The organism is Marinicrinis lubricantis (assembly GCF_042658665.1).
GTDB lineage: Bacteria > Bacillota > Bacilli > Paenibacillales > KCTC-33676 > Marinicrinis > Marinicrinis lubricantis.
Map to the genome: position 1 here is coordinate 24,002 of NZ_JBHSQV010000181.1, position 22,924 is coordinate 46,925.

20 protein-coding genes and 1 other annotated feature are annotated in these 22,924 nt (G+C 47.9%); of the genes, 18 read left to right on the forward strand and 2 right to left on the reverse strand.

The genetic code is table 11. The features are described 5' to 3' along the window. The first annotated feature begins 2 nt into the window (after positions 1–2). The 6 genes from hemL (at position 3) to ACFPXP_RS18760 (ending at position 7,327) form a co-directional block, all read left to right on the forward strand. Positions 3–1,295, forward strand: a complete 1,293-nt coding sequence (hemL, locus tag ACFPXP_RS18735; RefSeq protein WP_379895982.1) for a glutamate-1-semialdehyde 2,1-aminomutase — start codon at positions 3–5, stop codon at positions 1,293–1,295. Between the two features lie 380 nt (positions 1,296–1,675). Further along, on the forward strand, positions 1,676–2,740 hold the full coding sequence (gene hemE, locus ACFPXP_RS18740; protein WP_379895917.1) for a uroporphyrinogen decarboxylase: 1,065 nt from the start codon (positions 1,676–1,678) through the stop codon (positions 2,738–2,740). After that, on the forward strand, positions 2,737–3,669 hold the full coding sequence (gene hemH / locus ACFPXP_RS18745; RefSeq protein WP_379895918.1) for a ferrochelatase: 933 nt from the start codon (positions 2,737–2,739) through the stop codon (positions 3,667–3,669). Before hemE ends, hemH begins: the two co-directional genes overlap by 4 nt. A gap of 4 nt (positions 3,670–3,673) precedes the next feature. Further along, on the forward strand, positions 3,674–5,113 hold the full coding sequence (gene hemG, locus ACFPXP_RS18750; RefSeq protein WP_379895919.1) for a protoporphyrinogen oxidase: 1,440 nt from the start codon (positions 3,674–3,676) through the stop codon (positions 5,111–5,113). Beyond that, a complete protein-coding gene (locus ACFPXP_RS18755; protein WP_379895983.1) occupies positions 5,110–5,958 on the forward strand; it encodes an RluA family pseudouridine synthase in 849 nt (282 codons plus the stop codon). The genes hemG and ACFPXP_RS18755 overlap by 4 nt, the downstream gene beginning before the upstream one ends. A 67-nt stretch (positions 5,959–6,025) precedes the next feature. After that, complete coding sequence (locus ACFPXP_RS18760; RefSeq protein WP_379895920.1) at positions 6,026–7,327, forward strand: LysM peptidoglycan-binding domain-containing protein; 1,302 nt, start codon at positions 6,026–6,028, stop codon at positions 7,325–7,327. A 173-nt stretch (positions 7,328–7,500) separates the two neighbouring features. On the opposite strand, the gene ACFPXP_RS18765 is transcribed toward ACFPXP_RS18760, so the two are convergent. Continuing rightward, the gene (locus ACFPXP_RS18765; RefSeq protein WP_379895921.1) at positions 7,501–7,665 is read right to left on the reverse strand and encodes a hypothetical protein; all 165 of its coding nucleotides are present in this window, start codon (positions 7,663–7,665) and stop codon (positions 7,501–7,503) included. Between the two features lie 249 nt (positions 7,666–7,914). Then, positions 7,915–8,147, forward strand: a binding site (T-box leader). Positions 8,148–8,214: 67 nt separating this feature from the next. On the opposite strand from ACFPXP_RS18765, the gene ACFPXP_RS18770 reads away from it, so the two are divergent. The 4 genes from ACFPXP_RS18770 (at position 8,215) to ACFPXP_RS18785 (ending at position 15,108) form a co-directional block, all read left to right on the forward strand. Then, a complete protein-coding gene (locus ACFPXP_RS18770) occupies positions 8,215–10,884 on the forward strand; it encodes a valine--tRNA ligase (protein WP_379895922.1) in 2,670 nt (889 codons plus the stop codon). Between the two features lie 77 nt (positions 10,885–10,961). Further along, positions 10,962–12,299, forward strand: coding sequence for a bifunctional folylpolyglutamate synthase/dihydrofolate synthase (locus ACFPXP_RS18775; protein ID WP_379895923.1), 1,338 nt, complete (start codon positions 10,962–10,964; stop codon positions 12,297–12,299). A gap of 7 nt (positions 12,300–12,306) precedes the next feature. Continuing rightward, a complete protein-coding gene (gene murC / locus ACFPXP_RS18780; RefSeq protein ID WP_379895924.1) occupies positions 12,307–13,677 on the forward strand; it encodes a UDP-N-acetylmuramate--L-alanine ligase in 1,371 nt (456 codons plus the stop codon). Between the two features lie 150 nt (positions 13,678–13,827). Then, entirely contained in the window at positions 13,828–15,108 is a 1,281-nt protein-coding gene (locus tag ACFPXP_RS18785; RefSeq protein WP_379895925.1) for a hypothetical protein, read from the forward strand. A 60-nt stretch (positions 15,109–15,168) separates the two neighbouring features. Here the strand turns inward: ACFPXP_RS18785 and ACFPXP_RS18790 are convergent, their stop codons facing one another. Beyond that, on the reverse strand, positions 15,169–16,737 hold the full coding sequence (locus ACFPXP_RS18790; RefSeq protein WP_379895926.1) for an N-acetylmuramoyl-L-alanine amidase: 1,569 nt from the start codon (positions 16,735–16,737) through the stop codon (positions 15,169–15,171). Between the two features lie 180 nt (positions 16,738–16,917). Between ACFPXP_RS18790 and ACFPXP_RS18795 the strand changes: the two genes are divergently transcribed. The 8 genes from ACFPXP_RS18795 to minD all read left to right on the forward strand — a co-directional run bounded on the left by ACFPXP_RS18795 (position 16,918) and on the right by minD (position 22,918). Then, on the forward strand, positions 16,918–17,163 hold the full coding sequence (locus ACFPXP_RS18795) for a DUF4321 domain-containing protein (protein ID WP_379895927.1): 246 nt from the start codon (positions 16,918–16,920) through the stop codon (positions 17,161–17,163). A 101-nt stretch (positions 17,164–17,264) separates the two neighbouring features. Next, positions 17,265–17,843: a Maf family protein gene (locus tag ACFPXP_RS18800; RefSeq protein ID WP_379895929.1), complete on the forward strand. Its 579-nt coding sequence runs from the start codon at positions 17,265–17,267 to the stop codon at positions 17,841–17,843. A 37-nt stretch (positions 17,844–17,880) separates the two neighbouring features. Beyond that, positions 17,881–18,570: a RadC family protein gene (gene radC, locus ACFPXP_RS18805; protein WP_379895930.1), complete on the forward strand. Its 690-nt coding sequence runs from the start codon at positions 17,881–17,883 to the stop codon at positions 18,568–18,570. Between the two features lie 124 nt (positions 18,571–18,694). Beyond that, on the forward strand, positions 18,695–19,729 hold the full coding sequence (locus tag ACFPXP_RS18810; RefSeq protein WP_379895931.1) for a rod shape-determining protein: 1,035 nt from the start codon (positions 18,695–18,697) through the stop codon (positions 19,727–19,729). Between the two features lie 250 nt (positions 19,730–19,979). Next, positions 19,980–20,861 carry a rod shape-determining protein MreC gene (gene mreC / locus ACFPXP_RS18815; RefSeq protein ID WP_379895932.1) on the forward strand — a complete coding sequence of 294 codons (882 nt, stop codon included), beginning with the start codon at positions 19,980–19,982 and terminating at the stop codon, positions 20,859–20,861. After that, positions 20,858–21,379, forward strand: coding sequence for a rod shape-determining protein MreD (mreD, locus tag ACFPXP_RS18820; RefSeq protein ID WP_379895933.1), 522 nt, complete (start codon positions 20,858–20,860; stop codon positions 21,377–21,379). Before mreC ends, mreD begins: the two co-directional genes overlap by 4 nt. 70 nt (positions 21,380–21,449) lie before the next feature. Beyond that, positions 21,450–22,118, forward strand: coding sequence for a septum site-determining protein MinC (gene minC, locus ACFPXP_RS18825; RefSeq protein ID WP_379895935.1), 669 nt, complete (start codon positions 21,450–21,452; stop codon positions 22,116–22,118). Between the two features lie 5 nt (positions 22,119–22,123). Beyond that, a complete protein-coding gene (gene minD / locus ACFPXP_RS18830; RefSeq protein WP_379895936.1) occupies positions 22,124–22,918 on the forward strand; it encodes a septum site-determining protein MinD in 795 nt (264 codons plus the stop codon). Positions 22,919–22,924 lie beyond the last annotated feature (6 nt).

Below are 22,924 nucleotides of genomic sequence, written 5' to 3' on the forward strand. Positions count from 1 at the left end.
ATATGAACGGAAGAGTGGATACAAAATCGAAAGCTGCATTCGAGCAAGCAAAGAAGATCCTTCCTGGCGGTGTAAACAGTCCGGTTCGCGCCTATAAATCGGTGAACCTGACTCCACCGTACATTGAGAGAGGCTCCGGTTCCAAAATTGTCGATATCGATGGAAATGAATATATTGATTATATCGGTTCCTGGGGTCCGCTCATTCTTGGACATGCCCATCCCGAAGTTATTCAAGCGATCAAGGAAACAGCGGAAAAGGGCACGAGCTTCGGAGCTCCTACGGAGCTTGAGACGCGTATGGCTGAATTAGTTGTGGAGCGCATGCCTTCCGTAGAGGTCGTTCGGATGGTGAATTCCGGTACCGAGGCAACGATGAGCGCGCTTCGTCTTGCCAGAGGCTACACGAAGCGAAACAAAATTATGAAATTTGAAGGAAGCTATCACGGCCACGCGGATTCTCTTTTGATTAAAGCGGGATCCGGTGTAGCAACGTTAGGACTCCCTGACAGCCCAGGGGTGACAGAAGCTACAGCGGCGAACACATTGACGGTGCCCTACAATGATGTAGAGTCCGTCAAGCTGGCCTTTGAAAAGTACGGAGAAGACATCGCTGCTGTCATCGTTGAGCCGATCGCCGGCAACATGGGAGTTGTCCCTCCTTTGCCTGGATTTCTGGAAGGCCTAAGACAGATTACACAGCAGTTCGGCACCGTGCTTATTTTTGACGAGGTCATGACCGGGTTCCGGGTCGGCTTGAACAGCGCGCAGGGCTTGTATGGCGTTACGCCGGATCTGACCTGCATGGGTAAAGTGATTGGAGGAGGCTTGCCGGTAGGCGCCTATGGCGGCAAAAGAGAGCTGATGGAGATGGTTGCTCCAAGCGGACCGATCTATCAGGCAGGCACACTTTCCGGTAACCCGCTTGCAATGGCTGCAGGATACACTACCTTGAAGCTGTTGGGAGAGCCGGGGGCTTATGAGGAGCTGGAACGGAAATCCGCTCGCTTGGAACAAGGCTTTAAGGCCAATGCTGAGGAAACAGGAGTTCCTTGTACAATCAATCGGATCGGCTCGATGATCTGCCCGTTCTTTACAGATCGGCAAGTGATCAATTATGAGACGGCGAAAACCTCCAATTTGGAGCATTTCAGCCGGTATTTTGCAAGGATGCTGAATCAAGGCGTTTCCTTGGCGCCTTCTCAATTTGAAGGAATGTTTATGTCCTTAGCCCATAGCGATGAGGACATTGATCGGACGATCGCGGCGCACCGCGAAGCATTGAAGTCGCTTTAGCTTGACGTGGATATTTAATCGGGATTCAAAAAACGGTTATAGATATTGCGGGCAAGGCCGCGCGGGACGAAGTCCAATTTCACCTGTGCGGCCCCCGAAGTATTTAGCTTAGGTTAAGCCTTCGGAAGTCCTGGGAGATGCGAGACACCCGAACAGGTGAACGCTTCTAGGGCTTTTTCGTGCATATAGGCCAAGTTCTGGACTTTTGAAACCTTACGCATCTTTATCACGTGATGTGAGTTTCATCAAAGAGTGGTTGTTCAACAATTTGTAAGATTAATGGAGATGCGGCGTGTTGCCTAAGCGGAGCAAAAAAGGGGATAATGTCTTAAAGAATAGAAGCACTTGGTACGGAAATCACCAAGAAATGAGGAGAATACATGGTTTACAACGATACCTTTCTCAGAGCTTGCAGAAAAGAAAATGTGGATTATACGCCGGTCTGGTATATGAGACAAGCCGGCAGATATGATCCGGATTACCGTAAAATTAAAGAGAAATATTCCTTGTTGGAAATATGCCAGCAGCCGGAGCTTGCCGCCGAGGTAACGCTTATGCCCATCAGAAAACTGGGTGTCGATGCGGCCATTTTGTATTCGGACATTATGAATCCGGTCGCTTCAATCGGAATCGATTTTGACATTGTCAAAAATATCGGTCCGGTCATTGATAATCCAATCCGCACGGCTGGCGATGTGGAGAGATTGAAGCCGATCGATGTGGAGGGGGATTTGTCCCACGTATTGAAAACGATTCGGATTCTCGATCGTGAGCTTGAGGTCCCGCTCATTACATTCGCAGGGGCTCCTTTTACGATTGCATCCTATCTGATCGAGGGCAGACCTTCGAAAAATTATTTGCTGACGAAGTCGCTGATGTACAGCGAGCCCAAAGTATGGTTCCAGCTCATGGATAAATTGGGCGACATGATCATTACTTACCTGAAGGCTCATATTGCAAATGGAGCAAAAGCCGTGCAGGTGTTCGACAGCTGGGTCGGCGCACTGGCGCCGCACGACTTCAAATTATATGTGCTTCCAACGATTGAACGGATTTTTAATGCGCTGCAGGAGGAAGATGCCGTTAAAATTTATTTCCCTGGCGTCAGCTCCGGTGAACTGCTTCCTCTGCTTTCCGATCTGAAAGCTGATGTAATCGGAGTAGATTGGAGAGTATCTTTATCCGACGCTAGACAAAGGGTTGGCAGCAAGTATACGCTGCAGGGCAATTTGGATCCAACCGTGCTGACGGCACCGGTTTCGGTTATTCATCAGCATGCGAAACAAATTATTGACGAAGGCTTGCAGCAAGGATCGCACGTATTCAACCTGGGTCACGGATTATTTCCGGAAGCTTCGATCGATAAATTAAAGGAGCTTACGGAGTTTATCCATACGTATTCAGCTGAGGCGATCGCACAGCATAGAGGAGGCGTGAAAATATGACGAAAAGAAAAATCGGTGTTCTTGTGATGTCTTATGGAACTCCGGAAAACATGGAACAAATTGAACCGTACTATACCCATATTCGAAGAGGAAATCCGCCTTCAGCAGAACAGCTTAAGGAGCTGACGGACCGATATGAAGCCATCGTCGGCGGAGTATTTCCGCTTCGCCAAAATACGGATCGGCAGGTAGAAGCACTGCAGCAAACGCTAAAGGAGCTGTATCCTGACACCGAATTTGTGTGCTACCAAGGCTTGAAGCATGCCGCTCCTTTTATTGAGGATGGAGTGAAGACGATGGCTGCGGATGGCATAAAGGAAGCGGTCGGTGTTGTACTTGCTCCTCATTATTCTGTGATGAGTATTGGCGGGTATGTGAAGCGCGCGAAAGAGGAAGCAGAAAAGCACGGCATTCGAATGAGTTTCGTCGAAAGCTATCACCTTCACCCGGAATTGATCGATGCCTTGGTAGAGAGGGTGAACGAGGCACTGCAGAAGTTTTCTGTACCGGTGGAGCAAGTCAAGGTGCTGTTCAGTGCCCACAGTCTACCCGCCAAAATTGTGGAGATGGGAGATCCGTATCCTGAACAACTGTTGGAGACGTCGAGAGCGATCGCAGATCGAACAGGCGTGACGAATTGGCAGTTTTCATGGCAAAGTGCAGGACAAACATCGGTGCCATGGCTTGGACCGGACATTACGGTGGATATAGAGGACCTAATCTCCAAGCAGGATGTGAAAAGTATACTGATTTGCCCGGTCGGATTTGTTTCGGATCACTTGGAAGTGCTGTATGACATTGATATTGAATGCAAGCAGCTGGCGGAAAGCTTAGGCGGACATTTGGAAAGAACCGATTCACTGAATTCGGATCCCAAATATATGCGCTGTCTTGCAGATGTGGTGGCAAAGGAAGCAGAAAGGATCTGATCGAATGAGCAAGGATCTGAAGCATCTCGTCGTTGTGGGGGGCGGGATTACCGGTTTAAGCGCTGCATACTATGCCGTCCAGAAGGCCAGAGAGCTTGATCAGCGTCTGCACGTTACCGTTGTAGAGAAGTCGGGCCGCTTGGGCGGCTCGGTCCATACCCTGCGGAAGGACGGCTTTGTTATCGAGCGGGGGCCAGACTCCTTCTTGTCCCGCAAGCTTCCGATTATCGAATTAAGTCAATCGCTCGGTCTAGAATCAGAATTCGCGGGACTGAATCCTGATGCGAAAAAAAGCTACATTCTTCGTTATAACAAACTGCATGGGATGCCTCCCGGCCTGATGCTGGGCATACCGTACGATGATCATACATTCATGGATACAGAACTTCTTTCTCAGGAAGGGAAGGCCAGAGTCGCACAAGAATTGCAGATTCCGAAGAGAGTGGATATGTCGGATGAATCGCTCGGAAGCTTTGTTGAACGAAGACTAGGAAAAGAAATGCTGGAAAATATCGTCGAACCGCTGTTGGCCGGCATTTACGCTGGCGATCTGTCCAAGCTTAGCTTGCAGGCGACCTACCCGCAGTTCCATCAGTTGGAACAACAATACGGCAGTATCATAAAGGGAACTGGCGAGAGCAGAAATCAGACAGCCGCTTCCGCAGAGCTTCCGGAATATGCGAAGAAAAGCGCGTTCCTTACGTATAAGAACGGCTTGTCTACGTTGATTCAAGCTTTAACAGAAAGCTTGGGCGGTGCAGGTGTAGACTTCCTGCAGGAAACGGCGGTTCAATCGGTTCAGCCGGCAGATGGCGGCGTGACGATTCACCTGACGCGCGGAGAACAACCGAGCGAGCTTCAAGCTGATGCCGTGATTTTCGCCGTGCCTGCTTTTCAATTAGCGAAGCTGCTCAGCGGCTATCCCAAAGTTGAAAAGCTTGGCAGTATGGAGTATGTTTCGGTTGCGAATGTTGTACTGGCCTATAAGCAAAAGCAGCTCCATGTGAAAAATGACGGCACTGGATTTTTGATTCCCCGAACAGAGGGCCGATTTATTACCGCCTGCACGTGGACCTCGGTCAAGTGGCCCCATACCGCAGAAGAAGGGGATACACTCATTAGATGCTATGTCGGCCGGGCGGGAGATCAGCGTCATCTGGAGATGACCGATGAGGAGATCCAGGAACAGGTGAAGGCTGATGTGTTCGATCTGATGGGCATCGAAGCTGAGCCGGATTTTATTACACTGACGAGACTGAATCGGGCGATGCCGCAATATCCGGTCGGGCATTTGACTCGAATTCGGGAAGCGCGTGAAGAGCTGCTGCAGGCGATTCCGAACGCCCGTATGACAGGAGCTGCCTTTGAAGGGGTTGGTTTACCCGACTGCATACGTCAAGGCAGAGATACAGCGCGGGAACTGGTGGAATCATTGTGGCCATGAGCTATTCTTATATCCGAAAAGGGGAATGGCTGGAATACCGGGGCCGTAAGCTTCCGGATATTTTTCCGGAGGAATGGGTATTTAGATTGGAGAAGGAGCAGGGGCTGCAGCAGACCAAATCCGCAATCCGGCTCCGCCTTTTTACGGAGCGCCCGTTTGGCTTTGAACCTGAATATACCGACAAATTGGACGTCCTCTATGAGGACGATTTTTGTATCGTTGTGAATAAGCCGCCAGGAGTGCCTGTTCATCCGTCGGAACGCGGGCAGTCGGACACGCTTGCGAATCAATTAGCCGGATATTACGGGATGACGGGTCAATCGTGCTTCGTTCGTCATATACATCGTCTAGACCGGGATACTTCGGGCCCCGTATTGTATGCGAAAAATGAATATTCGCAATATATGCTGGATGCCGCGATGCGGCGCAAGGATATAGGGCGTACTTATGTTGCAGTTGCGAAGGGAAGGCTGCAGCCCAGCCGGGGCACTTTCAGCTGGCCGATCGGGAAGGATCGCCATCATCATCAGCGGCGAAGAGTTTCCCGTCAAGGACAGCCTGCAGTGACGCATTATGAGGTGTTGGAAACGTTTCGTGATGCCGTATGGGTCCAGCTCGTGCTCGAGACCGGCAGAACGCACCAAATCCGGGTACATTTGCAGCATGCCGGGCATCCGATTGTGGGAGATCCGCTGTATGGAGGCACAGGCATAGAGGGGATGCATCGACAAGCGCTGCATGGTATTCGGCTATCCTTTCCACATCCATGGAGCGGCGAGAAGTTACAAATAGAAGCCCCGATGTACCCTGATATGAGACTGCTTCTGGCGCGTTTGCGAAAATAATAGTCATGCTCCTCCCATGCAGACATATATATGTACAGAGTAGACATGGTGAAGGGAGGAGTTACGGTTGACCGGTGAACAAAAGGGTTTACGTTTTGATATTTATGAACGAGTTCAACTGCAGGAACCATTAGAGGGTCTGGAACAATTAGATTCGATTGAGCTTTTGCCGCAAATTAAAGTGTTGTCTAAAGAGGAACAAGCTGTTCTCAAAGGACATCTCACTTTAACCGGTTCCTATACCGTTTCCGAAGATAGAGGCAGCAGACAGCTGGTGCATTATATTCCGGTGGAAATTACGCTGCCGCTCAGCCGCATTACAAGTTTGGAAGATTTGAAAGTGGAAATCGAGCATTTCGACGTCGATTTGATTTCACCTCGCAGCTTAAGTGTGACCGGAGTGCTGTCCCTGGAAGGGATCGAAATGGTGGGCCAGGTGTCCAAGACATGGGGGACGCCGGAGGAAGTATTTGTAAGCCAAATGAATGATGACTTGACGGAAACCTCTGAAGCGATTGATAAGGAATATAGTCAGATCAATGATCAAACTGTTGAAACGAGAGATGCCTCCGCCGAACGGTTTGAACCATCCGCTGCATCACAGTTCTCCAAATCCTCGGGGGCGGGAGAGGAGCAAGCCATTGAGCCTGCGTATTCTGACGGCCGAGTAGAGGAGGCGCCGGCGGTGCAGGAGGAAGCACCAAAAGAGACGGCACCAAAGGAGAAAGCGCCGAAGGAAGAAGCGGTGCCCATCCCGATTGTGAATGAAGAATCGCCGCTGCAGGTTGATTTGCCGATGGCTGAGACGAAAGCAGAGCCTGTCATGGCGCAGGAAATGGATAACAGTGCTGCGGGGAATGAAGCGATCGAGCCTTCATCGAATGAGCAAAACCCGAATCCTGCAGGGGAATTGGCCGAGGAAGAGAATCCAAATCAAAGTCCGGCTGCGGAAGAGGCCGCCGAGCAGGAGCCGCCAAAAAAGAAAGAAATGAAGATTGCTTTTGGAAGTAAAAAGCAGGAAGAAGACGTATCCTCTGAAGAGAAAAAAGGCAGCAAGGGCTTAAAATCATTATTACATAGAGAGCAAACGAAAAATGTGCTGGAGAACTACAAACAGGCCGAGGAAGCATTGGAAGCTTTACAACAGCCGGAGGACGCCAAGAACGGATTGGAATGGAAAAGCCTGTTCTTGAATCGTGAAAATGAGGAACAGTCTTTCAAAAAAGTGAGAATGTGCATCGTTCAAAAGGAAGAAACGTTGGGGACGATTGCTCAAAAATACGGTATTCACCCGAGAGAGCTATCGATGTACAATCGGCTTTCGAACGAGGAAGTTTCTGAAGGGCAAATCGTATATATTCCGAATTAAGAGAGTGGCAAACACACGATTTTTCTAGTGAAAATTCGTGTGTTTTACTGTCTTCGTCGTTTTAAAATAAACCTCTATCCGCCCCCTTTTCATGAAGGGTAAGCAGATAGAGGTTTATTACGGAATAGGTACTTCAGAAACGGTGTTGTCCATTGTTTACAACCGACAACGATTCAATATACATTCAGCAGAAAACCGAGATAGGCCAAAAACAGCGCAAACAAAATAAACACATCCAAAGGTGTAGGTAGAAAAAGCGTCCGGACGAATTGAATGCAGATGAGCGGAAACAGGATCGCTCTGACCGACAAACGTATTTTCAGCCACCAGTTATACACTTTGATATTCCCTCCTCTATGTGAGACGGTTCACCTCGTTAAAACAAACGTCTTCCAGTGTGATTTGAACAAGCGCATAAATTCCGCTAATATATGTTTATGAAGGTGGATAGACAGGATATGCTGTATATTATGAAACCTGTGAACGAGAAAAAGCGGCTGGAGCAGCTATTTTTCGAAAGTCGGTTTAAGCAGTTGACTGGATGCATTTTCACAGTTATCATAATGGTTAAATCCATTCTAAATATGAAAATGACTTGGATAGGGAGTAGTAAGCAGTCAAGCCTTACAGAGAGCGGAATTGTGACGCTGGGAGATTCCGTAGGAAGCAGCTGTCTGAAGTCGCCCTGGAGTCGCTTAGGTGAGAAGGTTCAGCTTAAGCCGGATGCATCCGTTATTTGCTTGAAGTGCCGATTTGAAAACGCATTGTTTTTGATCGGAACAAAGGTGGTACCACGGAAGTCAAGCCTTTCGTCCTTTGAGACGAGGGGCTTTTTTTGTTTTTTTGCAAACACCCTTGCAGGTATGATTAGAGTAGGAGGTACATGAATGACAGAAACGAATGAACTTTCAATGCCGACAACATATAATCCGAAGGAAGCGGAACAGAAGTGGGGGAAGTATTGGAGGGATAACCATTTCTTTGAAGCAGGAAAAAGAAAGGATGCCCAGCCGTTTACAATCGTGATTCCACCGCCCAACGTTACAGGCATGCTTCATATCGGTCACGCACTGGATTTTACGCTTCAGGATATATTGATTCGTACGAAACGGATGCAGGGCTACGATACGTTATGGCTGCCAGGAACGGATCATGCCGGTATTGCTACTCAGACCAAGGTAGAGCAGAAACTGAGAGAAGAGAAGGGCATCAGCAGGTACGATTTAGGACGGGAAAAATTCCTCGAGCAGGTGTGGGAGTGGAAGGAGCTTTACGCGAATACGATCCGCTCTCAATGGGATAAGCTGGGATTGTCCTTGGACTATTCCCGTGAGCGGTTTACGCTGGATGAAGGGTTGTCGAAAGCGGTACGGGAAGTTTTCGTTCGTCTGTACGAGAAAGGTTTGATTTACCGCGGCAAATATATTATTAACTGGGATCCGGCGGCTCGTACCGCGTTGTCAGATATCGAGGTAGAGTATAAAGAAGTGCAGGGTAAGCTGTACCATCTGCGTTATCCGCTGAAAGATGGAAACGGATATTTAACTGTAGCGACGACACGCCCGGAAACGATGCTGGGAGATACGGCGGTTGCGGTCCATCCAGAGGATGAGCGGTATCAGCATCTGATCGGCAAAACATTGGTTCTGCCGATTGTAGGACGAGAAATCCCGATCGTCGGGGACGATTATGTGGAGAAGGATTTCGGAAGCGGAGCGGTGAAGATTACACCGGCTCATGATCCGAACGACTTCGAAGTGGGTCTCCGTCACGACCTTCCACAGGTGCTCGTTATGGACGAAAGCGGAACGATGAATAAAAATGCGGGTCCTTATCAGGGGTTGGACCGATTTGAATGCCGCAAAAAGATCGTCAAAGATCTGCAGGATGCCGGTGTGCTGATTGAAATCGAAGAGCACGTCCATCAGGTAGGACACAGCGAGAGAAGCGGGGCGGTGGTTGAGCCTTACTTGTCTACGCAGTGGTTTGTCAAAATGAAGCCGCTCGCGGAAAAAGCAATCGAAGCACAAAAGGCAGGCCATGGCGTTCATTTTGTTCCTGATCGCTTCGAGAGAACTTATTTAAATTGGATCGAGAATGTTCGTGATTGGTGTATATCCCGTCAACTCTGGTGGGGACATCGGATTCCGGCTTGGTATTGCAGCGATTGCGGAGAGGTTACCGTTTCACGCGACGATGTGCATGCGTGTCAGCATTGCTCCGGCACGAATCTGCGGCAGGATGAGGATGTGCTTGACACATGGTTCAGCTCTGCTCTCTGGCCGTTCTCTACATTAGGATGGCCGGAACAGACCGAGGACTTGAAGCGTTACTATCCGACCAATGTGCTGGTGACAGGCTACGATATTATTTATTTCTGGGTAGCCCGAATGATTTTTACAGCATTGGAATTTACGGAGCAAATTCCGTTCAAGGATGTGCTGATGCATGGACTTGTCCGTGATGCGGAAGGCCGTAAAATGTCCAAGTCACTTGGCAACGGAGTTGATCCGTTGGAGGTAATCGAGAAGTACGGCGCGGACGCGATGAGATATATGATTTCTACCGGAAGCACGCCGGGTCAGGACCTTCGATTCCGCTGGGAAAAGGTAGAACAGGCACGCAATTTCGCCAATAAAATATGGAATGCCTCCCGCTTTGCATTGATGAATTTGCATGGTTTTGAGGTCAGCGATATCAGATTGGACGGCAATTTAGGCACAGCGGATCGCTGGATTTTGCACCGTTTGAACGAAACGGTGAAGGATGTCACTCGTCTAATGGATCAATATGAATTTGGTGAAGTTGGACGGCTGCTGTACAACTTTATTTGGGACGATCTGTGCGATTGGTATATTGAATTTGCGAAGATCAACTTGTACGGAAGCGACGCTGAAGCGAAACGTACGACCCAGTCGGTGCTGGCGTATGTATTGGATCAAACGATGCGGATTATCCATCCATTCATGCCGTTCATTAGTGAAGAGATCTGGCAGCATCTGCCTCATCAGGGTGAGAGCCTTGTACTCGCGGCATGGCCAGTATATCAAGAAGCGTTCGTTAGCAAAGAAGCCGAAGAGCAAATGGAGCTGCTGATGGCTGCCATCGGCGCGGTTCGCAATATTCGCGGTGAAGTAGGTGCGCCAATGAGCCGTAAGGTCGAGTTGTTTATGAAGCCGACTAACGATCAGGCGCTCCGTATTTTGGAAAGCAATCGCGGATATATCGAAAGATTTTGCGGAACGAGCGACCTTCATGTCGATCTGAACTTAACGGCGCCGGAGAAAGCGATGACCGCGATCGTGACGGGTGCTGAGCTGTATTTGCCTCTCGCAGGTCTAATCGATATTGAGCAGGAAATTTCCCGTCTGGAGAAGGAACTTCAAAATTTGAATAAAGAAGTCGAGCGCGTAGACAAGAAGCTTTCCAATGAAGGCTTTATCGCTAAAGCTCCGGCACAAGTGATTGAAGAGGAGAAAGCAAAGCAGCGCGACTACACCGAAAAAAGAGATAAAGTATTAAGCCGTTTGCAAGAGCTGAAAGAGTTAAAAGGGTAAAGCTTGAGCATAACATGCCGGCCGTCTTACAATGGACGGCCGGTCCGTCTGCATAGATCGAGGAAGGTGATGAGTTCATGCTGCATACTTATGAAGAAGCAGTTTCTTGGATTAACAACTTGATTCCTTTTGGAATCAAACCAGGACTCAAGCGGATGGAAGCTTTAGCCGAAGCGTTCGAACATCCCGAGAGAAGACTGAAAGTAATTCATGTTGCCGGTACGAACGGAAAAGGTTCTACATGTCGTATGATTGCCGATGTACTGGAACAATGCGGTTATGATGTGGGGATTTTTACTTCTCCATATATTGTAAGGTTTACAGACCGAATCCGGTATAACGGGGAGCCGATCCCGGATGATGAACTGATTCGTCTCGCGAATGAAGTAAAGCCCCACGTGGAGCGTATTGCATCGACTGAGCTAGGTTCACCGACCATGTTCGAAGTGACGACGATGATTTCGATATTGTATTTTTCAAAAGTGGCATACCCCGATTATGTCGTGATGGAGACAGGTCTTGGCGGCCGCTTGGATTCAACGAATATTCTTCATCCTGTCGTTAGTGTGATTACGAACGTCGGTTATGATCATACAGATATACTAGGCGAAACGATTCAGCAGATTGCGTCGGAAAAGGCGGGCATTATTAAAGCAGGGGTGCCTGTTGTAAGCACGGCTGAAGATGAAGCCGCTCGGAAGGTCATTGCCGATAAAGCCGCTCAGTTGAAGAGCACCTGCTACTTGTTGGATCGAGAATTTATCATCCAACCGGTGAAAAGCGAATTGAACGAGCAAATTTTTGATTTCGAAGGTCCTTTTCGCAAAATTCCCCAAGTAAAGCTGACAATGAATGGAGTTCATCAACTGAAAAATGCCGCAGCGGCGCTGATGACGCTAGAGGTGCTTAGACAGTATTACGCCTTGATCGTGGAAGAAGAGGATTTATATCAAGCGATGAGGAATGTATCCTGGCCGGGACGAATGGAAATGATTCAAGAACATCCGCGGCTGCTTGTGGATGGCGCACATAATCCAGAAGGTTCGCAGGCGCTTTCACATACGATTCACACGCTGTATCGATACGAAAAGCTGCATTTTATGATGGGCATGCTGGAAACGAAGAATCACAAAGCATATTTGGAACATATACTACCGATAGTGGATACACTGATTTTAACGGAACCGGATTTTCGCAAAAAGATGAGCGCCGCGTCATTGGAGGAACTGGTGAGGCAGCATCCGGCAAGCAGCCAGATCCGTATAGTGGTGGAGCCAGATTGGGAAAAAGCGTTAGATCTGTTACAGAGCATGACTTCGGAGCAGGACTTGGCTGTGGTCTCGGGAACCCTTTATCTCATTTCAGATGTTCGCAGCCGGGTTCTACATCATTCACATTCTGAAAAAGGTTGGTGAGGCGGACTTGAATACTGCAGAGCACGTTCACTTCATTGGTATTGGCGGTTACGGAATGAGCGCTATTGCCAGAGTGATGCTGGAAATGGGGTATCGGGTAACCGGATCTGACGTAGCACAGCAAGAGTTGACCCGTAAGCTGGCGGAGAAGGGTGCACAAATATTTATTGGCCACCAGGAGGAAAATGTTCGCGGTGCGGACATGGTCGTCTTTTCTACGGCCTTGTCTAAGGATAATGTAGAGATGGTAGCTGCGGAGAAGTTGAGTATTCCGATGCTGCACCGTTCTGAAATGCTGGCGAGACTTATGAATGCGAAGAAGGGAATCGCAGTAGCCGGGGCTCATGGAAAAACGACGACCTCCTCGATGATCGCTCTTGTGATGGAGCAGAGCGGAACCGATCCGACGTATATTATCGGCGGGGAGATTATGAATATCGGCAGCAATGCGAAAGCCGGAAAGGGAGATTACGTTGTCGCCGAAGCAGACGAGAGTGACGGTTCGTTCCTGCAGTACCATCCGTCGATGGCTATTGTAACCAATATTGAAGCGGATCATTTGGAGAATTACGACGGAAATTTTGAGAATTTGAAAAAGGCGTATGCCACGTTTTTAAGTCAGGTGAATGCAGAAGGATGCGCCATTGTCTGTACGGACGACCCTTACGTTCGAGAGCTGCTGCCTCAAGTGAAGGCTCCTGTTGCCACATATGGAATTGATCAGCCTGCTGATTATACCGCTGAGGACATTGAACTTGGAGACCGTAAGGTTAAGTTCACGGTTAAACATAAGGACAAGGTATTAGGTACGATAGAGCTGCCTGTTCCCGGAAAGCATACGGTTTACAATGCGCTGGCTACCTGCATTGCATGCTTGGAGGCGGGAATCGAGTTTAAGAAAATTGAGGATTCCCTCAAAGAGTTTCGCGGTGCGAAACGCAGATTTCAAGTGCTTGGTGAAGTGAATGATATTTTGGTCATTGACGATTACGCTCACCATCCAACGGAAATTCAGGCGACCATCAGCGCGGCGAAGACGACGGGAAAACATATTATCGCTGTATTTCAGCCGCAGCGGTATACCCGGACCTACTTCCTGTTGGATCAGTTCAGCAGAGCTTTTCATGAGGCGGACGAAGTCATTATTACAGATATCTATTCTCCCGCGGGTGAAAAGCAAATCGAAGGCGTTAATTCAAAAAAATTGGTAGAACTCATTCAAGTGAACAGCAACGAGAACGTTAAATATATTCCGGATAAAGAAGAAGTACTTTCGTATTTGCTAAGCCGTGTGAAACCAGGAGACGCCGTCATTACGATGGGCGCGGGAGATATTTGGACGACATCGCACAAACTGGCCAAGCATTTGGAGAATTAGGATCTTCCCTGGAATAACGAGTTAAGCCTAGGCTGCGGCATTTTAACATCCTAGGCTTTTTGCTGCTCGTTAGTTTTTTAATACCCAGTGTCATAAATTGAACTTGTCCATCATAAGCTGTGATAAGTATGGACAAGGGAGAGAATAAAGATGAACAACAAATCCACCATTACATATCGCTTTAATCATGACAACGAATACGAGCCTAAACGTCAGAAGCAAGATTCGTCTCCTGGCAAGATCATACCGCTGAGGCAGGAAGAGTTTACCGTAAGAGAGGACGAATCGCAGGAGATTATTGTAGAGCAGCGTGAGCAAACCCATATGCCAATAAATCCAAACGGTCCATCATCGGTTTTAAATGAATTTACGCAGGATTTCGGAACGTGGTCAAGTCCGTTCGAAACCGAAGTCGAACGGTTGGAGCGAATGATCAGAGAAAGTGATCAGCACGTACAGAATAAGCCTCCTGAAGCCTCGCAAGGCAATCAGGATCTACCGAAACATTCGATTCCGGATGAGCCTGACCATATCCCCATAATAGATGATCAAATATACAGCCGTTCGAAGGTATACTCGCGTTCAACCGTTCCCTGGTTCAAGCTCGTCACATCCATCGGCGGGGCCGTTATTACAGGTGCCGTATTCGGATTGTTTGTGCTACAAATGTTTACCGGCAGTGATGTGGTTAATCAAGAAAATGCAAACGGTGGAGAACAAAACGCGCAGATCATTCGAGAAGGCGATGTAAGTGGAAACAGCTCACAAGCAGAGCCGGTGAATCATAATAGCGGGAGCGTTCAGATTTCGTACCCGGGGCAAACCTATTATTTATTGCAGCACGGCATTTTTTCCGGTGATGAAGGAGCTCAGCAAGCCATACAAGGCTTAAAGGAGGCAGGCTTTGCGGCGGCTGTACAGAAAGGGGATCAGCAGGCTGTTTTTGCCGGTTTAACGCTCAATCGAGATGATGCTCTTTTTATCAGCCATTTGCTGCAGGATGAGAATAAAGAAGTGTATGTCAAGACATTCCAACTCCCGGCAGTGGATCGGGTATATTGGAGCGGGAACAGCGGGAAAGAGTTCTCGGATTATTTGTTGGAAAGTGCAGATTTGATTAAAGTGGTCTCTACGATCAGTATGGTGCATTTGGAGGCGGAAGAGGCGAGCCCTCTTGAGGATACGACGATGGATACCATACAAGCTTCTCATCAAGTCTGGAGCCAATTGGCTTCAGCAGCAGCGAAAGGCGCAGGCGAGGAACAACAAAAGCTTATTCAGCAAATGAATAATTTAATGGATACAGCGGTTGCGACGTTAGGCGAGTATAAAAAAAATCCAGCCAAAGCTTATTTGTGGCAGGCGCAGAGCGCGGCGATGGAATTCGTGCTCCTTGAGCAGCAGCTGCTCGATCAAATTGCTGTGAAATAGGAATTCAGGCCAATTCCGCTTGTTCGGGAATTGGCCTGAATTTTTTCATATAGGAGCAGATTAGGGGGTCTGCTGTAATTGATAAAGATAACGATAGAGCATCGCGGTCGCCTCTGCGCGAGTCATGTGCTGGAATGGAGCAAATTCCGTATTCGTTCGTCCCATCAAAATGGAGGCGGCGCGCAAATTATAAACGGCCTCCGAATACCATTTCATTTGCGGTACGTCCGTAAATGGAGCGACTTGATCAGCTTGGACGGTGTGTCCCCATATGCGGTTGAATATGACAGCAACCTCTGCCCTTGTGATCGTCTGGTCGGGCCTAATGGTCCCGTCCTTAAATCCGTCAAGAATACCCAAGTCCGCCGCTTTGCGCATCGCATAGTAAGCCCAATGAGAGGTTTTCAAATCGCTGAAAACTTTTCGTTCTGTCGAATCTGAAGGTGCGTTTTCTTCCGAGACAGCTGAATGTTCCAGACTACTTTCTGTATTCGCTTGTGTTGCTCCCAAAGCGATTTCATGTGAAGGATCAGAGCCGGTGCCGTTTGAAGAAATGCCGTCTTCCATGTCGCCTTGTTGATCCTGATCAGTTATCGTATTCATGTCAGAACCCTGACTAAGGCTGGCTTCAGAATCGGCTGTGCTTCTTTCAGTATCGATTGGAGACTGTGAATCCTGCTGCTCAACCGGCTGCAGAGGTTCCTTCATTTCCTCCGCTGAAAGTTCTGGCTGATCTTCATCATTTTGTGCCGTTTCTTCTAAGCTATCAGATTCAGCATCCTGCACCGTTTTGTCTGATGAAGGAAGTGCCTCCATTTGTGAGAAATGAAATACACGATCCATCATGGCGATAAATTCGGCCCGCGTTAATGCGCGATTTGGATCAAATACATCCTTGCCGACTCCGGTCACGTAGCCATTTTCATACATCGTTAAAATCGCACTGGTCGCCCAGTGACCCGCGAGATCTTTAAACGCAACCGGCATAAAGCGTTCAATCCCGTTCGCCATACCGACGGCCATATTTTTTTGAAAAGCAGGATCCTTTAACTTGGTTGCATCTTGAGCGTTGGATAAAAAGGCGGTTTCCATTAAGATCGATGGAATCTTGCCCATGCGCACAACATATACTGCGCTAGGAACGAGGCCCTTATTGGTCATATTCGTAGCTTCTAGGGCGCTGTTGAGTACATAGGATGCTAACAGTTTGCTTTTTGCGGTCAGCTTTCTCATTTCCGGCGAAGCCGGATAGCTGGCTTGCGGATAGTTGTCATCGTAGTACAGTACCTGAGTTCCAGATATGTAGCTGGAAGGATTGGAATTGGCATGAACCGAAATAAAAAGATCGGCATTTTGACGATTCGTGAATTCTACCCTTTGCTGCAAGCTCAGATAGACATCATTGGTTCGGGTCATGACAATGTCGTACCCTCGTTTTTTGAGTTCATCAGCGAGCAGCTTGGAGATTTGTAAATTGACTTGTTTTTCTTGCAGTCCGTTTACCCCTATCGCTCCGGGATCGGATCCGCCGTGTCCTGGGTCGATGACAATCTTTGCGGCATAAGTATGATTCGTAAACATGAGACAGGCCAAAGCAGCGAGCAACAGTCGGTAAAGCAGTTTTTTCATTCGATTCTTTCCCTCCCGAAAAAAATATACTTAGAGGAATCGGGAAAGTTGCTGAAAAAGGTCGAAAAAGGACGTTGGTAATTTCATACAGTGCCTTGAGCCTTTGATTGTATTGCTAGAGGTTCTCACTTATAATAAAAAGGAAAAATATATGCCTAATGTTTGGTGGGAAGACATCTTATGACGCATAAAAGCACATGGACGCTGATCTTATTTTTAATTTTAGGTTGTTTGGCAGGTGTCATATTTACCGAACTTTTGTCGAGCGTTACGGCATTATCCTTTCTTACCAAAACCGCCGAGCTCAGCTGGCAGCCAAAGGCCGATTTTAATTTGATCAAATATGATTTGTTCATTCAGGTTAAGCTAAATCTAATTTCAATGATCACCATTGCCGCCGCATTTTGGCTGCATCGGAAACTTTAGCTGCTCGGTAGCGCTACCTCATTATCCATCCGCGGTATACAGGCACGATTGACAAAGCATGCTTCAGCGTGCCGAAACCATCCAGAAAGGAGCGTCCTCAGATGCTTATTCTAGCATCCTCTTCACCGCGAAGGCAGGAAATTATCCGTTCGCTTCGTTTGCCATTCGAGGTATATCCCAGCCATGTGGATGAAACAATCGAAGCCAGTCTCACACCTAGTGAGGCGGTAACCGTACTGGCGGAAAGAAAAGCATCCGCTGTCAAAGAGAAGCTGAACGGAAGCATGAAAGGTGTCATCATCGGTTCGGACACGGTTGTAGTGCTGGGTAATGATATATTAGGAAAGCCCGTGAATCCGCAGGATGCTTTTGCAATGCTTAAACGGCTTCAAGGACGCAGTCACCAGGTTTACAGCGGGATTGCCTGCATAGATGCTGCAGAAGATAAGCGTGTAGTTCAGTATCGCTCCACCCTAGTGCATATGCGGTCATTGTCAGACGACCAGATTGAACGGTATATTGAGAGCGGTGAACCAATGGATAAAGCCGGTTCATATGCCATACAGGGACTCGGAGCTGCATTGGTTGATTCGATTGAAGGCGATTATTTTAATGTCGTGGGCTTGTCTGTCGCGTTGCTGACGGATATGCTGAAGGAATTCGGAATAGCGGTACCGTAGACGACATAGACTGGACTTAGCAGAAATGGGGGAAATTATGAGTTCGCATCCGTATGTATTGCGAGATGTCCCCAGCGAGGAGAGACCCCGTGAGAGAATGCTGCAGTTTGGGGAACAGGCGCTTAGCAACGCTGAGCTGCTGGCCATTATTTTGAGAACCGGAACCGTCGCTGAATCGTCAGTACATTTAGCGCAGCGTATACTGAAGCAAAGCGGAGGGTTGCGATATTTGGTTGACTGCACGGTGCAGCAGCTGACCCGCATTAAAGGAGTTGGACCGGCTAAAGCGCTGCAAATCAAAGCCGGTATTGAATTGGGCCGGAGAATATCGAAAAGCATGTTAGATCAAACGGCAGTGATCCGCTCCCCGGAGGATGCGGCTCAACTGGTGATGGAAGATATGCGGTATTTGCAGAAAGAACATTTTGTATGCCTGTTTTTGAATACGAAAAATCAGGTGCTGGGACAGGAAACATTGTCGATGGGCAGCTTGAATGCCTCTATCGTACATCCAAGAGAAGTATTTCGTGCCGCCATAAAACGGAGCAGCGCTTCGATTATCTGTGTACATAACCATCCGAGCGGAGATCCGACGCCTAGTCCGGAGGACCTCAGCATTACCGAGAGGTTAGTTGAAGCAGGTGAGATTATAGGAATCGAGGTGTTGGATCATATTATCATTGGAGATCAGAAGTTTATTAGTTTGAAGCAGCTTGGACAGATGTAATATAATCAAATAATCCTGTCATGTGCGGACGAGCTGGAATCAGTCCGTTTTTAGAAAATGCCTTTACAATAAATACAACACTAACAGCAGAAGATCAGCAGAAGTGAAGGAAGGAGAACATACCATGTTTGGTGGTTTTACTAGAGACCTGGGAATAGATTTAGGTACGGCGAATACGGTAGTTTACATTAGAGGGAAGGGGATCGTTCTACGGGAGCCGTCCGTTGTAGCGATTCGGACCGACTCTAAGGGGATCGAGGCCGTAGGTGAATCGGCAAAGCGGATGATCGGCAGAACGCCCGGTAATATTCGTGCGGTTCGTCCAATGAAGGATGGGGTGATTGCGGATTTTGAAACGACGGCGACGATGATCAAATATTTCATACGAGGCGCGCAGAAGCAAAGAATGCTTTTTCCTCGACATCCGAACGTGATGGTGTGTGTACCTTCCGGGATTACCGCGGTGGAAAAAAGGGCGGTAGAAGATGCGACTCGTCAGGCGGGAGCGAGGGAAGCCTATACCATAGAAGAGCCGTTTGCTGCCGCAATCGGGGCCGATTTGCCGGTTTGGGAACCAACCGGATCGATGGTTGTTGATATTGGCGGTGGTACGACGGAGGTCGCTGTCATTTCATTGGGCGGCATTGTGACCTGCAGGTCGGTTCGGGTTGCGGGAGATGAAATGGATGAAGCGATTGCTCAATATATTAAACGCAATTATAATTTGATGATTGGTGAACGCACCTCTGAACAGATCAAAATGGAGATTGGATCTGCGATGCTTCTCGATAATGATGAGAAGATGGAAATACGTGGACGAGACTTGTTAACCGGCCTTCCAAAGACCATTACAATCAGTTCTGAGGAGATTGCTGATGCTTTATCGGATACGGTGAACAGCATCGTTGATGCGGTGAAGGTGACGCTGGAGAAATGTCCTCCGGAGCTTTCAGCAGATATTATGGACCGGGGAATCGTACTGACCGGCGGCGGAGCTCTGCTCCGCAATTTGGATAAGCTGCTAGCCAAAGAGACCGGTATGCCGGTGATTGTTGCAGATAATCCGCTCGATTGCGTTGCGATTGGTACTGGACGAGCGCTCGAGAACATTCATCTCATGAAATCGAAGTCAGGTCCTGCCAGCAAATCTAAACGATAATTACAGCTTCTATGCAAGCTTTCTCCCTGTTCAGCCGGTTCGAGCATGTTATGCTGCATCTGCTTGAACTTAGGAGGGATGAGGGCTTGCTTTTCATCGTTTTGAACAATCGTTGTAAGAACGTGAATCGTGTTCATTACAACACTGAGGTAACAATTCAAGCTTTGTACGCTTGAATTGTATTGAACAATCGTTGTAAGAACGTGAATCGTGTTCATTACAACACTGAGGTAACAATTCAAGCTTTGGGGTGTTCATATTGTTCAAGCTTTTGGGGAACAAAAGGCTATTTATCCTTTTATTCAGTTTAATCATTTTTATTGGAATTATGGGCATTACTTACCTCAAACGCGAAAATCCGACTTGGCCGGAAAAGTTCTTGAATGATTCGGTTTCATGGGTTCAAGGTCTCTTCTATAAACCGGCTTCTTCGATCTCTAGTTTTTTTGAGGATTTAGGAAAAATTGATGAGCTTTATGAGGAAAATAAGGTGCTGAAGCAGACGCTGGCCTTTTATGCCCGTGATGTGGCAAGACTGAACGCATTAGAAGATGAAAATAAGCGCTTAAAAGAGAATTTGGCGTTTACCGAAAGGCAGAAAAGCAGGGACAACTATACATACCGCATAGCCCGAGTCGTCGCAGACAGCCCGGATGTATATAATGCGACCATCAAGATTGATTTGGGCGAAAAAGACGGGATTGAAGTCGATATGGCTGTGGTTACCGTTGATGGGCTGGTCGGTCGGATTGAGCGCGTAACGCCGTTTTATTCTCATGTCCAGCTCATTACGGAGTTGAACAATACGTCCACGCGCTATAAGGCGATTGCAGCAACGGTGGAAGGGAAGGAATCTGATTCGTTCGGCACCATCGAGAACTATGATATGAGTGACGGACTCTTGTATATGACGAAGATCAAACAAAGTGATCCGATCCAAGATGGTGATGTTGTTGTCACCTCAGGTCTAGGCGGGGTTTTCCCTGAAGGTCTCCGCATCGGCACGGTCAAATCAAGCGATGTTGGAGAGTTCGGCTTAACCCGTACCGCGAAAATCGAGCCTTTCGCAGACTTTAATCATTTGAAAGAAGTGTTCGTGGTGGAAGTTCCGCCTCTGGAAGGTGAAGAATGAAGAAGCAGCTGATTTGGTGGATCATTTTTGTTGTGTTTATATTAGAAGGGTCATTGCTGCCTTGGTTTATCCCTGCAAGCTGGCAGGATCATATTTCCTTTCATTTCGTTTATGTCCTCATTCTGTACGTTGCCTTACAGGGAAGGAGGCATTTTGCTCTAGCTCTTGGCGTTTCCTTCGGCTTCCTGCAGGATTTGCTGTATTACGGACATATGCTGGGACTGTTCACGTTTACGATGGGTCTTGGAGCATACAGTGTGGCATTGTTTAATCAAAGAAAGCCGCCAGCCTTTGTTGGATCCCTCCTATTTGTTATCGGCGCTCTAGTTTATTTAGAGCTGGCCGTTGATTTGCTGTATCGGTTGTTCCAAATCAATCAAGAGTCGTTTGTGTGGACGATGCTTCATTACGCTCTGCCGTCTTTGCTGTTTAATTTATTTTTTGCCGCTGCGATATATATTCCGATTCGGGTGCTGCTGGATAAATCGAATAAGAAGGCAAAAAGAGAGAATGACTAGCCCGTGCCTCGCGAAAGAAGGAAAACACCGATGAAGGCAGAATTGTATTAGGTGGGAGGGAAATCGGTGCATGTCCGCTGTGAAACGTAACTTCGTAACGATCAAGGGAGTGAAGGACGGACTCGTCTTTTTACTAAACGATCAATGTGAATTTGATGAGCTCGTCTCCGAGCTTAGGCATAAATTAGAACATACGCATCAACAAATCTTGACAGGGCCGATCATCCACGTGAATGTAAAGCTGGGCTCACGTCAAATCTCCACTGAGGAGAAAGAGCTGCTGATGGAAACGATCCGGTGTCAAGGAAATCTGATCGTACAGTCGATAGATTCGGATGAGGCAATGGATCCTTCGCCAGAAGCATCAAGCGACCTCAAGCTGATGAAAGGGATGATCCGCTCTGGACAAACGGTATTTCATCGTGGCAATCTATTATATATCGGTGATGTAAATCCGGGTGGAACGATTATCAGCACGGGCGATATATGGATTATGGGGTCTTTGAGAGGAATGGCTCATGCCGGTTCCGAGGGAAATACAGAGGCCGTGATTGCGGCTTCCCACTTAAGACCGACACAGCTGCGTATTGGGGAAGTCATCAGCCGTCCTCCGGATGAGTGGGGGATTGAGGAAGCATTTATGGAATTTGCCTATTTGGAAGGTAATAAGATGCAGATCAATAAACTGACCCATCTACACAAAATCAGACCCGGTGCTATGGAGTTTAAAGGAGTGTGAATACGGTGGGAGAAGCGATAGTCATTACTTCCGGCAAGGGCGGCGTTGGCAAAACGACCACCTCTGCTAATATTGGAACGGCTCTAGCATTGCTAGGTAAAAAGGTATCGATGGTGGATACCGATATCGGTTTAAGAAACCTGGACGTAGTGATGGGACTCGAGAACCGAATTATTTATGATTTGGTGGATGTGGCCGAAGGAAGATGCAGGTTAAATCAAGCGCTTATTAAAGATAAGCGGTTTGATGAGCTGTACTTACTGCCGGCCGCGCAGACGAAGGATAAGCATGCGGTTTCACCGCAGCAGGTCAAAGAAATCGTCGATCAATTAAAAGCGGATTTTGATTATGTAATCATCGATTGTCCGGCAGGAATCGAACAAGGCTTCAAAAATGCCGTTGCCGGAGCGGATCAAGCCATCGTCGTCACAACTCCGGAAAATGCAGCGGTGCGGGATGCCGATCGAATAATCGGACTGCTGGAGGCGGAGAAGATTCAAGCTCCTAAACTGGTCATTAATCGGATTCGTCCGCAGATGGTGAAATCCGGCGAAATGCTGGATATCGATGAGATCTGCCAGGTTTTGGCCATTGACCTTTTGGGCATTGTGCCGGATGATGAAACTGTCATCAAGGCGGCCAACAGCGGCGAACCGACAGTCATGAACCCGAATTCGAAGGCGGCGCTTGCCTATCGAAATATCGCCAGAAGGATATTAGGAGATAAGGTGCCTCTGATGCCGCTGGAGGATAAGCCGGGAATGATGAAAAAGATTAAAAAGTTTTTCGGGTTAGGATGATAAGGC

What these genes read in the sequence shown, in the direction of transcription:
- ACFPXP_RS18810 (WP_379895931.1), top strand. Translation starts at nt 18,695, where the DNA reads ATGTTTGGTGGTTTTACTAGAGACCTGGGAATAGATTTAGGTACGGCG.
- ACFPXP_RS18795 (WP_379895927.1), top strand. Translation starts at nt 16,918, where the DNA reads ATGACGCATAAAAGCACATGGACGCTGATCTTATTTTTAATTTTAGGT.
- ACFPXP_RS18770 (WP_379895922.1), top strand. Translation starts at nt 8,215, where the DNA reads ATGACAGAAACGAATGAACTTTCAATGCCGACAACATATAATCCGAAG.
- ACFPXP_RS18755 (WP_379895983.1), top strand. Translation starts at nt 5,110, where the DNA reads ATGAGCTATTCTTATATCCGAAAAGGGGAATGGCTGGAATACCGGGGC.
- radC (WP_379895930.1), top strand. Translation starts at nt 17,881, where the DNA reads ATGAGTTCGCATCCGTATGTATTGCGAGATGTCCCCAGCGAGGAGAGA.
- hemE (WP_379895917.1), top strand. Translation starts at nt 1,676, where the DNA reads ATGGTTTACAACGATACCTTTCTCAGAGCTTGCAGAAAAGAAAATGTG.
- minC (WP_379895935.1), top strand. Translation starts at nt 21,450, where the DNA reads ATGTCCGCTGTGAAACGTAACTTCGTAACGATCAAGGGAGTGAAGGAC.
- hemG (WP_379895919.1), top strand. Translation starts at nt 3,674, where the DNA reads ATGAGCAAGGATCTGAAGCATCTCGTCGTTGTGGGGGGCGGGATTACC.
- ACFPXP_RS18790 (WP_379895926.1), bottom strand. Translation starts at nt 16,737, where the DNA reads ATGAAAAAACTGCTTTACCGACTGTTGCTCGCTGCTTTGGCCTGTCTC.
- ACFPXP_RS18775 (WP_379895923.1), top strand. Translation starts at nt 10,962, where the DNA reads ATGCTGCATACTTATGAAGAAGCAGTTTCTTGGATTAACAACTTGATT.
- mreD (WP_379895933.1), top strand. Translation starts at nt 20,858, where the DNA reads ATGAAGAAGCAGCTGATTTGGTGGATCATTTTTGTTGTGTTTATATTA.
- ACFPXP_RS18800 (WP_379895929.1), top strand. Translation starts at nt 17,265, where the DNA reads ATGCTTATTCTAGCATCCTCTTCACCGCGAAGGCAGGAAATTATCCGT.
- hemL (WP_379895982.1), top strand. Translation starts at nt 3, where the DNA reads ATGAACGGAAGAGTGGATACAAAATCGAAAGCTGCATTCGAGCAAGCA.
- hemH (WP_379895918.1), top strand. Translation starts at nt 2,737, where the DNA reads ATGACGAAAAGAAAAATCGGTGTTCTTGTGATGTCTTATGGAACTCCG.
- ACFPXP_RS18785 (WP_379895925.1), top strand. Translation starts at nt 13,828, where the DNA reads ATGAACAACAAATCCACCATTACATATCGCTTTAATCATGACAACGAA.